13 protein-coding genes are annotated in these 12,963 nt (G+C 63.6%); 4 read left to right on the top strand and 9 right to left on the bottom strand.

Translation table 11 applies throughout. The features are described from left to right. Positions 1-243: 243 nt before the first annotated feature. The 4 genes from ACGLHT_RS00520 to glyQ are packed head-to-tail and all read right to left on the bottom strand — an operon-like array spanning position 244 to position 4,602. Complete coding sequence (locus ACGLHT_RS00520; RefSeq protein ID WP_025337179.1) at positions 244-1,029, bottom strand: 1-acyl-sn-glycerol-3-phosphate acyltransferase; 786 nt, start codon at positions 1,027-1,029, stop codon at positions 244-246. A 46-nt stretch (positions 1,030-1,075) separates the two neighbouring features. Further along, positions 1,076-1,603, bottom strand: a complete 528-nt coding sequence (gene gmhB, locus ACGLHT_RS00515) for a D-glycero-beta-D-manno-heptose 1,7-bisphosphate 7-phosphatase (RefSeq protein WP_025337180.1) — start codon at positions 1,601-1,603, stop codon at positions 1,076-1,078. A 3-nt stretch (positions 1,604-1,606) separates the two neighbouring features. Continuing rightward, positions 1,607-3,658: a glycine--tRNA ligase subunit beta gene (glyS, locus tag ACGLHT_RS00510; protein ID WP_085588885.1), complete on the bottom strand. Its 2,052-nt coding sequence runs from the start codon at positions 3,656-3,658 to the stop codon at positions 1,607-1,609. After that, on the bottom strand, positions 3,655-4,602 hold the full coding sequence (gene glyQ / locus ACGLHT_RS00505; RefSeq protein WP_025337182.1) for a glycine--tRNA ligase subunit alpha: 948 nt from the start codon (positions 4,600-4,602) through the stop codon (positions 3,655-3,657). The genes glyS and glyQ overlap by 4 nt, the downstream gene beginning before the upstream one ends. Before the next feature lie 83 nt (positions 4,603-4,685). Between glyQ and ACGLHT_RS00500 the strand changes: the two genes are divergently transcribed. Together ACGLHT_RS00500 and ACGLHT_RS00495 are read left to right on the top strand one after the other, a co-directional pair. After that, on the top strand, positions 4,686-5,237 hold the full coding sequence (locus tag ACGLHT_RS00500) for a DNA-3-methyladenine glycosylase I (protein ID WP_003260004.1): 552 nt from the start codon (positions 4,686-4,688) through the stop codon (positions 5,235-5,237). 41 nt (positions 5,238-5,278) lie between these two features. Then, positions 5,279-6,166 carry a lysophospholipid acyltransferase gene (locus tag ACGLHT_RS00495; RefSeq protein ID WP_003260003.1) on the top strand — a complete coding sequence of 296 codons (888 nt, stop codon included), beginning with the start codon at positions 5,279-5,281 and terminating at the stop codon, positions 6,164-6,166. Between the two features lie 117 nt (positions 6,167-6,283). On the opposite strand, the gene ACGLHT_RS00490 is transcribed toward ACGLHT_RS00495, so the two are convergent. The 5 genes from ACGLHT_RS00490 to def are packed head-to-tail and all read right to left on the bottom strand — an operon-like array spanning position 6,284 to position 10,807. Further along, entirely contained in the window at positions 6,284-6,592 is a 309-nt protein-coding gene (locus ACGLHT_RS00490; protein ID WP_075046834.1) for a tetratricopeptide repeat protein, read from the bottom strand. 11 nt (positions 6,593-6,603) lie between these two features. After that, complete coding sequence (gene trkA / locus ACGLHT_RS00485) at positions 6,604-7,977, bottom strand: Trk system potassium transporter TrkA (protein ID WP_013970264.1); 1,374 nt, start codon at positions 7,975-7,977, stop codon at positions 6,604-6,606. A 23-nt stretch (positions 7,978-8,000) separates the two neighbouring features. Next, entirely contained in the window at positions 8,001-9,311 is a 1,311-nt protein-coding gene (gene rsmB / locus ACGLHT_RS00480) for a 16S rRNA (cytosine(967)-C(5))-methyltransferase RsmB (protein WP_013970265.1), read from the bottom strand. Next, on the bottom strand, positions 9,308-10,240 hold the full coding sequence (gene fmt / locus ACGLHT_RS00475; RefSeq protein WP_085691543.1) for a methionyl-tRNA formyltransferase: 933 nt from the start codon (positions 10,238-10,240) through the stop codon (positions 9,308-9,310). Before fmt ends, rsmB begins: the two co-directional genes overlap by 4 nt. 60 nt (positions 10,241-10,300) lie before the next feature. Continuing rightward, positions 10,301-10,807, bottom strand: coding sequence for a peptide deformylase (gene def / locus ACGLHT_RS00470; RefSeq protein WP_003260000.1), 507 nt, complete (start codon positions 10,805-10,807; stop codon positions 10,301-10,303). 207 nt (positions 10,808-11,014) lie between these two features. On the opposite strand from def, the gene dprA reads away from it, so the two are divergent. After that, complete coding sequence (gene dprA / locus ACGLHT_RS00465; RefSeq protein ID WP_274119891.1) at positions 11,015-12,112, top strand: DNA-processing protein DprA; 1,098 nt, start codon at positions 11,015-11,017, stop codon at positions 12,110-12,112. A 42-nt stretch (positions 12,113-12,154) separates the two neighbouring features. Further along, on the top strand, positions 12,155-12,712 hold the full coding sequence (locus ACGLHT_RS00460; protein WP_024087945.1) for an L-threonylcarbamoyladenylate synthase: 558 nt from the start codon (positions 12,155-12,157) through the stop codon (positions 12,710-12,712). Positions 12,713-12,963 lie beyond the last annotated feature (251 nt).

The raw sequence follows: 12,963 nt of genomic DNA, 5'->3' as shown, positions 1-12,963 counted from the left end.
CACAAATTGCTGGGGCTGCCTTGCAGCCCTATCGCGACACAAGGCCGCTCCTACACCGATCACCCACACCCGTATGAGCCCATAAAAAAACCGGCTGTAAAAGCCGGTTTTCTTATGCTCCGAAAAAACTTATGCACGATTTTCAGAAAAATGTCATACACAGAAATAAACAGCTAATTCAAACACTTAGCGATCACTTCAAGCTTTTAATCCAAAAACAGTTCACAAGTTATCCACAGATGGTCAGGCCATCTGTTCCTGGGGTTTTTCCTCTGCTGGCGGCAGCGAACCCATGGCCCGCTGGGTCGCTTCGTTCCACGCCGCGGCGCGGTCGTTGAGCTCGGCGATGGCCCGTGGCCCGGTGCCGTTGGCGTACATCGGTTCGCCAATCACCACCTCGATGGTGCCAGCGCGCTTGCCCCAACCGGTCTTCGGCCAGAACTTGCCGGCGTTATGGGCAATCGGCAGCACCGGCAGCCCGGCATTCACCGCCAGCGCGGTACCACCACGGGAGAACTTGCCCATGGTGCCGAATGGCACGCGAGTGCCTTCCGGGAAGATCAGCACCCAGGTCTTCTGCTTGAGCAGCTCGTCACCCTTGCTGGCTACCTGGCGCAGGGCTTCCTTGGGGTTATCGCGGTTGATCGCGATCGGCCGCAGCATGGCCATTGCCCAACCGAAGAACGGCACGTACAGCAACTCGCGCTTGAGCACCTGGCTCAGTGGCGAGAAATACTGGGAAAGGAAGAAGGTTTCCCAGGTGCTCTGGTGGTTGGACAGGATCACGCAAGGCTCATCAGGCACGTTCTCGGCGCCAGTGATCTTGTAGTCGATACCCAGGATGGTGCGCACCAGGAACAACGCGCAACGGCACCAGTACACGTTGATGAACTTGTAGCGCTTGGGGAACGACAGGAACGGCGCGACGAAGAAGCTCAGCGAGCACCACAGCAGCGAACTGGTGCCCAGCAGCAGGTAAAAAAGAAAGATTCTGATCGCCTGCAGGATCGACATAGTGGCTTGTACCATTGCGGGGCATGCCCGCCTGAGAAAAATGCGCCCGAAGGCGCACTGTTTAAATTAGTTCTCTGGCGATAGCTGCCAGATCGTCGAAAATCAGTGTAGTTTCCGGGACGCCTTTTTCCAGGGTCCGCTCGCCCTTGCCGGTTTTCACCAGCACAGGTTGTGCACCGACGGCCAGGGCGGCCTCCAGGTCACCTTTGCTGTCGCCAACGAACCAGACGCCTTCCAGGCCGACCTGGTAATGCTCGGCGATCGCCCGCAGCATGCCAGGCTTGGGCTTGCGGCAATCGCAGCCTTCGTCCGGCCCGTGCGGGCAATACACGATGTGACCCACCTCGCCACCCTGCTCGGCCACCAGCGCGCGCAGGCGCGCGTGCATGGCCTCGAGGGTTGCCAGCGCATAGTAGCCACGGGCAATGCCGGACTGGTTGGTGGCCACGGCCACCGTCCAGCCCGCCTTGCTCAACTGCGCGATCGCTTCGACCGAGCCAGGAATCGGCACCCACTCGTCCAGCGTCTTGATATAGGCGTCGGAGTCGTAGTTGATGACTCCGTCACGGTCGAGAATCAGCAGTTTCAAGGCTTACCCCAGCAGCGAAATGTCGGCCACGCCCAGGAACAGGCCGCGCAGGCGGCTGAGCAGGGCATAACGGTTGGCGCGTACCTTGGCATCCTCGGCGTTGACCATCACCGCCTCGAAGAAGGCGTCGACTGGGTCACGCAGGGCCGCCAGGCGGGCCAGCGATTCGCTGTACTGGCGTGCAGCAGCCATCGGTTGCACGGCCTGGTCGGCCTGCTGGATGGCCGAGTACAGGGAGAACTCGTTGGCGTTGTCGAAGTACTTCGGCTCGACGTGATCGGCGATGGCGCCTTCGGCCTTGCTCAGCAGGTTCGACACGCGCTTGTTCACCGCGGCCAGGGCCTCGGCTTCCGGCAGCTTGCGGAAGGCTTGTACAGCCTGTACGCGCTGGTCGAAGTCCAGGGCAGAACCTGGCTGCAGGGCACGTACCGACAGGTAGGTGGCCACGTCGATGCCTTCGTCTTCGTAACGCGCACGCAGGCGGTCGAAGATGAACTCCAGCACCTGTTCGGCCAGGCCGGCGGCCTTGACCTTGGTGCCGAACTGCTTGACCGCGAACTCGACCGCACCGGTCAGGTCCAGGTCCAGCTGCTTCTCGATCAGGATACGCAGCACGCCCAGGGCGGCACGGCGCAGGGCGTACGGGTCCTTGCTGCCGGTAGGCAGCATGCCGATGCCGAAGATGCCGACCAGGGTATCGAGCTTGTCGGCGATGGCCACGGCAGCACCGGTGAGGGTCTGCGGCAGCTCGGCGCCAGCACCGCGCGGCATGTACTGCTCGTTCAGGGCCAGGGCCACATCTTCCGGCTCACCGTCGTTGAGCGCGTAGTAGTAACCGGCAACACCCTGCATTTCAGGGAACTCGCCGACCATCTCGGTGGCCAGGTCGCACTTCGACAGCAGGCCGGCACGGCCGGCGCGCTGGGCGTCGCCGCCGATCAGCGGGGCGATGAAGGCGGCCAGCCTGGAAACGCGCTCGGCCTTGTCGTACACGGTACCCAGCTGAGCCTGGAACACCACGTTCTTCAGGCGCTCGTTGAAGGTTTCCAGCGGCTGCTTCTTGTCCTGCTTGAAGAAGAACTCGGCATCGGTCAGGCGTGGGCGCACGACCTTCTCGTTGCCTTGCACGATCTGCTTCGGGTCGCGGCTTTCGACGTTGGCCACGGTGATGAAGCGCGGCAGCAGCTTGCCTTCGCTGTCCAGCAGGCAGAAGTACTTCTGGTTGTCCTGCATGGTGGTGATCAGGGCTTCCTGTGGCACTTCGAGGAAACGCTCCTCGAACGAGCACACCAGCGGCACCGGCCACTCGACCAGGGCGGTCACTTCGTCCAGCAGTGCCGGCGGCACGATGGCGCTGCCTTCCTGCTGCATGGCCAGTTCGGCGGTACGCTTGCTGATCAGCTCGCGGCGCTCGGCGAAGTCGGCCAGCACGTAGGCTTTGCGCAGGTCTTCGACGTAGTTGGCCGGGGTGGTGATGACCACGTTTTCCGGGTGGTGGAAGCGGTGGCCACGGGATTCACGGCCGGCCTTCTGCGACAGGATGGTGCAGTCGACCACCTGGTCGCCCAGCAGCATCACCAGCCATTGGGTCGGGCGCACGAACTCTTCACGGCTGGCCGCCCAGCGCATGCGCTTGGGGATCGGCAGGTCGTTGAGCGAGTCTTCGACGATGGTCGGCAGCAGGCCAGCGGTGGCCTTGCCCGGGATGTGCTGGGAGAAACGCAGCTTGGCGCCGGTCTGGTCGATTTCCGACAGATCCACACCGCATTTCTTGGCAAAGCCCAAGGCAGCCTGGGTCGGCTCGCCGTCTTTGAAAGCAGCCTGCAGGGGCGGGCCGTCGATATTGATGCTGCGGTCAGGCTGTTGCACATCCAGCTGGCGGATCAGCACGGCCAGGCGACGCGGCGCGGCGTAAACCTGCTTGCCGGTGTAGTTCAGGCCAGCGGCCTGCAGGCCTTTCTCGATACCAGCCAGGAAGGCTTCGCCGAGGCTGGCGAGGGCCTTCGGTGGCAGCTCTTCGGTGCCCAGTTCTACCAGGAAATCTTGAGCACTCATTGTGCAGCCTCCAGCTTAGCCAACACTTCGTCACGCAGTTCAGGGGTGGCCATCGGGAAGCCCAGGCGTGCGCGGGCTTGCAGATAGCTTTGCGCCACGTCCCGGGCCAGGGTACGTACACGCAGGATGTAGCGCTGGCGCTCGGTTACCGAGATGGCACGGCGGGCGTCCAGCAAGTTGAAGGTGTGCGAGGCCTTCAGCACCATTTCATAGGTCGGCAGCGGCAGATCCAGCTTGATCAGGCGGTTGGCTTCGCTTTCGTAGAAGTCGAACAGCTCGAACAGCTTCTCGACGTTGGCGTGCTCGAAGTTGTAGGTCGACTGCTCCACCTCGTTCTGGTGGAACACGTCGCCGTAGGTGACCTTGCCGAACGGGCCGTCGGCCCACACCAGGTCGTACACCGAGTCGACGCCCTGGATGTACATGGCCAGGCGCTCCAGGCCGTAGGTGATTTCACCGGTGACCGGGTAGCACTCGATACCGCCTACCTGCTGGAAGTAGGTGAACTGGGTGACTTCCATGCCGTTGAGCCAGATTTCCCAGCCCAGGCCCCAGGCGCCGAGGGTCGGCGATTCCCAGTTGTCTTCGACGAAGCGAATGTCGTGGACCAGCGGGTCCAGGCCGATGGCTTTCAGCGAGCCGAGGTACAGCTCCTGGAAGTTGGCCGGGTTGGGCTTCAGTACCACCTGGAACTGGTAGTAGTGCTGCAGGCGGTTGGGGTTTTCGCCATACCGCCCGTCGGCAGGGCGACGGCTAGGCTGCACATAGGCGGCGTTCCAGGTTTCTGGACCCACGGCGCGCAGGAATGTAGCGGTGTGGAAAGTGCCGGCGCCTACTTCCATATCGTAGGGCTGAAGCACCACACAACCTTGCTCGGCCCAGTAGTTCTGCAGGGCGAGGATCAGGTCTTGGAAGGTACGCACGGCTGGCGTAGGCTGGCTCACGAAATTCACCTGTATCTGGGGATGCGGATGTAAAGAGCGGGAGTATAACCTGATTCGCCTCGCCCTCTACTCATTGGAGCCTTATGCCACGCTGCTTTTGGTGTACCGACGATCCGTTGTACCAGGCCTACCACGACCAGGAATGGGGAACGCCCCAGCGTGACCCGGCGTTGCTGTTCGAGATGCTTTTGCTCGAAGGGTTCCAGGCGGGGCTTTCGTGGATCACCGTATTGCGTAAACGCGAGCGTTATCGCGAGGTGATGCACGGCTTCGATCCGGTGAAACTCGCCGTCATGAGCGACGAACGCATCGAGGAGCTGATGCAGGATGCCGGCATCATCCGCAACCGCCTCAAGCTCAAGGCTGCCAGGCGCAATGCCCAGGCCTGGCTGGCTGTGGACAACCCCGCCGACTGGCTCTGGTCATTCGTTGGTGGTGCGCCGAAGATCAACCACTTCACAGGCCGCAGCGAGGTGCCAGCGGTTACCGATGAAGCCAAGGCGATGAGCAAAGCCCTGCAGAAAGCCGGCTTCACGTTCGTTGGCCCGACCATCTGCTATGCCTTCATGCAGGCCACCGGCATGGTCATGGACCACACCACCGATTGCGATCGCTACGCCGCCTTGTTGCGCTGAGGGGTTACAATGCGCGCCTTGCTGAAATAAGGAATTCGCCTGTGGAAAAGTTCAAGGGCGCCCTGATGGTCGGGGTGCTGCGTCTGTTTGCCAAGCTGCCCTGGGGTGCTGTGCAGCGCGTCGGCGCCGGTATCGGCTGGCTGATGTGGAAGATCCCCAACGGCTCGCGCAATGTCGTGCGCATCAACCTGGCCAAGTGCTTCCCGGAGATGGACCCGGCCGAGCGCGAGCAGCTGGTTGGCCGCGCGTTGAAGGATATCGGTAAATCCTTCGTCGAAAGTGCCTGTGCCTGGATCTGGCCGCCGCAGCGCTCGCTGGAGCTGGTCAAGGAAGTGCACGGCCTGGAAGTGCTGGAGCAGGCCCTGGCCTCGGGCAAGGGCGTGGTCGGCATCACCAGCCACCTGGGCAACTGGGAAGTGCTGAACCACTTCTACTGCAACCAGTGCAAACCGATCATCTTCTACCGCCCGCCGAAGCTGAAGGCGGTGGATGACCTGCTGCGCGAGCAGCGGGTGCAGATGGGCAACCGCGTGGCGCCTTCGACCAAGGAAGGCATCCTCAGCGTGATCAAGGAAGTGCGCCGTGGTGGCCAGGTAGGTATTCCTGCCGACCCGGAGCCGGCAGAGTCGGCGGGGGTGTTCGTGCCGTTCCTGGGTACCCAGGCGCTGACCAGCAAGTTCGTGCCGAACATGCTGGCCGGGGGCAAGGCGGTGGGGGTGTTCCTGCATGCCCTGCGGCTGCCGGATGGCTCGGGCTTCAAGGTGTTCCTGGAGGCGGCGCCGGAAGAGATGTACAGCACCGACGTGACCGTGTCGGCAGCGGCGATGAGCAAGGTGGTCGAGCGCTATGTGCGCGAGTACCCGAGCCAGTACATGTGGAGCATGAAGCGCTTCAAGAAGCGCCCGGCTGGCGAGCCGCGCTGGTACTGATATTTCTGGGGGCGCTTCGCGCCCCTTTCGCGACACAAGGCCGCTCCTACAAGGGATCGCGGTCTCCTGTAGGAGCGGCCTTGTGTCGCGATGGGCTGCAAAGCAGCCCCGGCGATTTCAGACCTTGTTCAGTTTCTTCAGAAACACGGTCATCTCTTTCTCGGCCTGCTTGTCCCCATGGGCCTGCGCCGCCACGATCCCCTCCTCCCAGGCCTTGCGCGCCGCCGCCAGGTCGCCCTGCAGCTGATGCGCCTTGCCCAGCAGCTTCCACGCCGCCGAGTACTTCGGGTCCTGTTCCACGCACCGTGCCAGATGCACTGCCGCTTCAGCACCATTGCCTTCGTCCAGCCAGGCCTTGCCCAAGCCAAACCTCAGCAGCGGGTTATCCACACCCTTGGCCAGCATCTTCTCCAGCGATTCGCGCATGCCCTGTGCTCCTAGAAGAAACTCAAGCCGACGTGGAACAGCTTCTCCACATCCCGAATATGCTTTTTATCCACAACGAACAGGATCACATGGTCGCCCGATTCGATCATGGTGTCGTCGTGGGCAATCATCACCTCTTCGTCACGAATGATCGCGCCGATGGTAGTGCCCGGCGGCAGGGCGATGTCTTCGATCGCCTTGCCGACCACCTTGCTCGACTTCGAATCCCCGTGCGCCACCGCTTCGATAGCTTCGGCAGCGCCACGGCGCAGCGAGTGCACGCTGACGATGTCGCCCCGGCGCACGTGCGCCAGCAGGGTGCCGATGGTGGCCAGCTGCGGGCTGATGGCGATGTCGATGTCGCCACCCTGCACCAGGTCGACATAGGCCGGGTTGTTGATGATGGTCATCACCTTGCGCGCACCCAGGCGCTTGGCCAGCAGCGACGACATGATGTTGGCCTCGTCGTCGTTGGTCAGGGCCAGGAAGATGTCGGCGTCGGCGATGTTCTCCTCCAGCATCAGGTCCTTGTCCGAGGCGCTGCCCTGCAGCACCACGGTGCTTTCCAGGGTGTCGGAGAGGTGTCGGCAACGGGCCGGGCTCATCTCGATGATCTTCACCTGGTAGCGGCTTTCGATGGCCTCGGCCAGGCGTTCGCCGATCTGCCCGCCACCGGCGATGACCACACGCTTGTTGGTTTCGTCGATACGGCGCAGCTCACCCATCACCGCGCGGATGTCCTTCTTCGCGGCGATGAAGAACACTTCGTCGTCGGCTTCGATCACCGTGTCGCCCCGCGGGGTGATCGGGCGGTCGCGGCGGAAGATGGCCGCCACGCGGGTGTCGACGTTGGGCATGTGCGCGCGGATCTGGCGCAGTTGCTGGCCTACCAGCGGGCCACCGTAGTACGCCTTCACTGCCACCAGCTGGGCCTTGCCTTCGGCGAAGTCGATCACCTGCAGCGAGCCCGGGTGCTCGATCAGGCGCTTGATGTAGTTGGTCACCACCTGCTCGGGGCTGATCAGCACGTCGACCGGGATATGGTCGTTGTCGAACAGCTCTTCGCGGGTCAGGTAGGCCGACTCGCGCACCCGGGCGATCTTGGTCGGGGTGTGGAACAGCGAATAGGCCACCTGGCAGGCGACCATGTTGGTTTCGTCGCTGTTGGTTACCGCCACCAGCATGTCGGCGTCGTCGGCACCGGCCTGGCGCAGCACCGTAGGCAGCGAGCCGCGGCCTTGCACGGTGCGGATGTCCAGGCGGTCGCCCAGGTCGCGCAGGCGGTCGCCGTCAGTGTCGACCACGGTGATGTCGTTGGCTTCGCTGGCCAGGTGCTCCGCCAGCGTACCGCCTACCTGCCCTGCGCCGAGGATGATGATCTTCATCCGCTACTCCCTACCTTTTGTTCTTACCCGCGCGAGGCGGCGATCTTGATCAGCTTGGCATAGTAGAAACCGTCGTGGCCGCCTTCCTGGGCCAGCAACTGGCGGCCGTGAGGCTGGCGCAGGCCGGCTTCGGTGGCCAGGTCCAGCTCACGGGCGCCCGGGGTGCGGGCGAGGAAGGCATCGATCACTTCGGTGTTCTCGGTCGGCAGGCTGGAGCAGGTGGCGTACAGCAGCATGCCGCCCACTTCCAGGGTCGGCCACAGGGCATCGAGCAGCTCGCCTTGCAGCGTGGCCAGGGCCGGGATGTCGTCGGCCTGACGGGTCAGCTTGATGTCCGGATGACGGCGGATCACGCCGGTGGCCGAGCATGGTGCGTCGAGCAGGATGCGCTGGAATGGCTTGCCGTCCCACCAGCTGGCGGTGTCGCGGGCATCGCAGGCGATCAGCTCGGCGTCCAGTTGCAGGCGGTCGAGGTTCTCGCGCACGCGGGTCAGGCGCTTGGCTTCGAGGTCGATGGCCACCACGTGGGCCAGGCCGGCTTCGGCTTCCAGCAGGTGGCAGGTCTTGCCGCCCGGTGCACAGCAGGCGTCGAGCACGCGTTGGCCGGGGGCCAGTTCCAGCAGGTCGGCGGACAGCTGCGCGGCTTCGTCCTGAACGCTCACCCAGCCTTCGGCAAAGCCTGGCAGGCCGCGCACGTCGCAGGCTTCGGCCAGCACGATACCGTCACGGCTGTACTGGCAGGCGCTGGCGCCAACACCTGCCTCGGCCAGCAGTGCCAGGTAGGCATCGCGGCTGTGGTGGCGGCGGTTGACCCGCAGGATCATCGGCGGGTGGGCGTTATTGGCGGCGCAGATGGCCTCCCACTGCTCCGGCCAGAAGGCCTTGAGCGACTTCTGCAGCCAGCGCGGGTGGGCAGTGCGTACCACCGGGTCGCGCTCCATGCCGGCCAGCAATTCTTCGCCTTCGCGTTGGGCGCGGCGCAGCACGGCATTGAGCAGGCCCTTGGCCCACGGCTTCTTCAGCTTGTCGGCACAGCCGACAGTCTCGCCAATGGCCGCGTGGGCCGGGATACGGCTATAGAACAGCTGGTACAGGCCGACCAGCAGCAGCGCCTGCACATCGGCATCGGCGGCCTTGAACGGCTTCTGCAGCAGCTGCGCGGCCAGCAGGTCGAGGCGTGGCTGCCAGCGCGCGGTGCCGAACGCCAGGTCCTGGGTCAGGCCGCGGTCGCGTTCATCGACTTTGTCCAGTTGCGCCGGCAGCGAGCTGTTCAGCGAGGCCTTGCCACTGAGCACAGCGGCAAGGGCACGGGCGGCGGCGAGGCGTGGGTTCATTGGCCCAGCACCTTGCCGCTGGCGAATTTCTCGCGACGGCTGTTGAACAGGTCGCTGAAGTTCAGCGGCTTGCCGCCGGGCAGTTGCAGACGGGTCAGGCTCAGCGCCTGGTCACCGCAGGCGACCACCAGGCCGTCCTTGCTGGCGGAGAGGATCTCGCCGGGGGTGCCTGTCGCTGTGGACAAGTTGGCGGCCAGCACTTTCACGCTTTCGCCATCGAGGGTGCTGTGGCAAACCGGCCACGGGTTGAAGGCACGGATCAGGCGTTCCAGCTCGACGGCCGGGCGGCTCCAGTCGATGCGTGCTTCGTCCTTGTTCAGCTTGTGCGCGTAGGTGGCCAGGGCATCGTCCTGCACTTCGCCTTGCAGCGAACCGTCGGCCAGGCCGGCAATGGCCTGGACGACTGCGGGCGGGCCCATCTCGGCCAAGCGGTCGTGCAGGCTGCCACCGGTGTCTTCGGCGCTGATCGGGGTGACCACCTTGAGCAGCATCGGGCCGGTGTCCAGGCCCGCTTCCATACGCATCACGGTCACACCGCTCTCGGCGTCGCCGGCTTCCACGGCGCGCTGGATCGGTGCGGCACCGCGCCAGCGTGGCAGCAGGGAGGCATGGCTGTTGATGCAGCCCAGGCGCGGGATATCCAGCACCACCTGCGGCAGGATCAGGCCATAGGCGACCACCACCATCAGGTCCGGCTTCAGTGCGGCCAGTTCGGCCTGGGCTTCGGCGTTGCGCAGGGTCGGCGGCTGGAACACCGGGATGTCATGGGCCACAGCCAGTTGCTTGACCGCGCTCGGCATCAGCTTCTGGCCACGGCCGGCCGGGCGGTCGGGCTGGGTGTAGACGGCCACGATCTCGTAGGGGCTGTCGAGCAAGGCCTTGAGGTGTTCGGCGGCAAACTCTGGAGTGCCTGCAAAGACGATGCGCATGGAGTTCTCGCTTCAAAAAAGAAAAAGGCTTGCCGGAGCAAGCCTTCTGGAAGGTGGGGATCAGGCTTGCTGGCGGTGCTGCTTTTCCAGCTTCTTCTTGATCCGGTCGCGCTTGAGCTGCGACAGGTAGTCGACGAACAGCTTGCCGTTGAGGTGATCGAATTCGTGCTGCACGCACACCGCCAGCAGGCCTTCGCACTCCAGCTCGTATGGCTTGCCGTCACGGTCCTGGGCCTTGACCCGCACACGCAGCGGGCGGTCGACGTTCTCGTAGAAGCCAGGTACCGACAGGCAGCCTTCCTGGTACTGGCCCATGTCGTGGGTCAGCTCTTCGACCGTGGGGTTGATGAAGACGCGCGGCTCGCTGCGGTCTTCACTGAGGTCCATGACCACGACTTGCTGGTGCACGTTGACCTGGGTGGCGGCCAGGCCGATGCCAGGGGCTTCGTACATGGTTTCAAACATGTCGTCGATCAGCTGACGCAGGGCGTCGTCGAACACCGTCACCGGCTTGGCGATGGTGCGCAGGCGCGGGTCCGGGAATTCGAGAATGTTCAAGATGGCCATAAGGTCAGGCAGTCACTGTGCGTTCGGTTGAAAACTGAGCACACATAATAAAGGGAAACGGGGATTTCAGCACCTGGCAAAGCTCGGCTAGGGTTTTCAAGGGCCGCTTATAGCCCATTCGATGGACAGGTTGTCAAAGCGTTATCAACAAAGTTATCCACAGTTTGTGCCACGTCGATGGCCCCAATTCGATCAAGGATGATCCCCATGCAGACTTACCATTCGTCGCCTCTTCCGCCTGCCGAACTGGAGGCGCGATTACGCCTGCACCAGCTGCCGGAAACGGGATTGCGTCGTTTTAACACCTTGCTGGAGGCCTTTGGCAGTGCCTCTTCGGCACTGTGCGCACCGGCCGGCGCGTGGCGCGCATTGGGCATACCACAGGCCACCATCGATGCCCGGCGCAGTGCCGAAGTACGTGAAGGCGCACTGGCCGCAATGGCCTGGTTAGAGCGCCCGGGCCAGCATTTACTGATGTGGGACGGCCCTGGCTACCCGCCACTATTGGCGGAAATCGACGATGCCCCTCCGCTGCTTTTCGTCGCTGGCAACCCGGCCTTGCTCGAGCGCCCACAGCTGGCAATTGTGGGTAGCAGGCGTGCTTCACCCCCGGCGCTCGACACTGCTGCGGCATTTTCCCGCTACCTGGCGCAGGCCGGTTTCACCATTACCAGCGGCTTGGCCGTGGGCATCGACGGTGCCGCTCATCGGGCCGCATTGCAGGCTGGTGGGGGCACGATTGGCGTGCTCGGTACGGGGTTGCAAAAACTTTATCCACAGCGCCACAAGTCGCTTGCGCAAGCGATGATCGACAACGGTAGCGCGCTGGTTTCCGAGTACCCGCTGGATGCCGGGCCGCTACCTGGCAACTTCCCGCGGCGCAATCGCATCATCAGTGGCCTGTCGCTGGGCGTGCTGGTGGTCGAGGCCAGCCTGGCCAGTGGTTCGCTGATCACCGCACGCCTGGCTGCCGAGCAAGGCCGCGAGGTGTATGCCATACCAGGCTCCATTCACCACCCCGGGGCCAAGGGCTGCCACCAGTTGATCCGTGACGGCGCGCTGCTGGTGGAGAGCGTGGAGCAGATATTGGAAAGCCTGCAGGGCTGGCAGAACCTGCCGCCTGCGGTTGTGGATAAATTCGACCATCCCCTGCTCGCCCTGCTGCATGCTGCGCCACAAACCAGCGAAAGCCTGGCCCACTGCAGCGAGCAGCCGTTGGCCGACGTGCTGGCGCAGCTGACCGAACTGGAGCTGGAGGGCCGGGTGAGCAATGAAGCCGGGCGTTGGTTTGCCCGCGCGGGCTAAGTACACTGCTCACAAGCAAGGTATATAGGCGGAGTAACAGAAATGGTGAGCAGTTTTCGTGTGCAACAAGCCGCACGTGAGATCCGGGCGGGCGCAGTGATCGCCTATCCGACGGAAGCGGTCTGGGGCCTGGGCTGCGACCCGTGGAACGAGGATGCGGTGTATCGCCTGCTGGCGCTGAAGTCGCGGCCTGTGGATAAAGGCCTGATCCTGGTTGCAGACAACATCCGCCAGTTCGACTTCTTGTTCGAGGATTTCCCCGAAGACTGGATCGACCGCATGGGCAGCACCTGGCCGGGGCCGAACACCTGGCTGGTACCGCACCAGGACCTGTTGCCCGAATGGGTTACCGGGCAACATGACACCGTGGCACTGCGGGTCAGTGACCACCCGGTGGTACGTGAGCTGTGTGCGTTGGTGGGGCCGTTGATTTCCACTTCGTGCAACCCGGGCGGGCGCCCGGCGGCGAAGACCCGGTTGCGGGTGGAGCAGTACTTCCATGGCCAGCTGGATCTGGTACTGGGCGGGGCATTGGGTGGAAGGAAGAACCCGAGTGTGATTCGTGACCTGGTGACTGGCGAAGTCGTTCGTCCAGGCTGATACCGCTGGCGAGGGCTTCGCCCTCGATCGCCGGCAAGCCAGCTCCCACAGGTACTGCACATGACTTGAAATCGACGCGGTCGGTGTGGGAGCTGGCTTGCCGGCGATTGGGCTGCAAAGCGGCCCCAGAACCCCGCAGATTTTTCTGATTTTGTCTCGAATGGCTGTCCAGCCTGCGGCTTGGGAAATATCCTACGAGCCGCGTCCTCTGCCATCACCTTCTCAGTGGGAACCTCTGCCCTTAGGCTTCA

The organism is Pseudomonas sp. PsB (assembly GCF_043658375.1).
GTDB classification, from domain to species: Bacteria; Pseudomonadota; Gammaproteobacteria; order Pseudomonadales; family Pseudomonadaceae; genus Aquipseudomonas; species Aquipseudomonas putida_Z.
The sequence above is the reverse complement of the archived record's forward strand: the minus strand, read 5'-3'. Positions and strand labels throughout refer to the sequence as shown.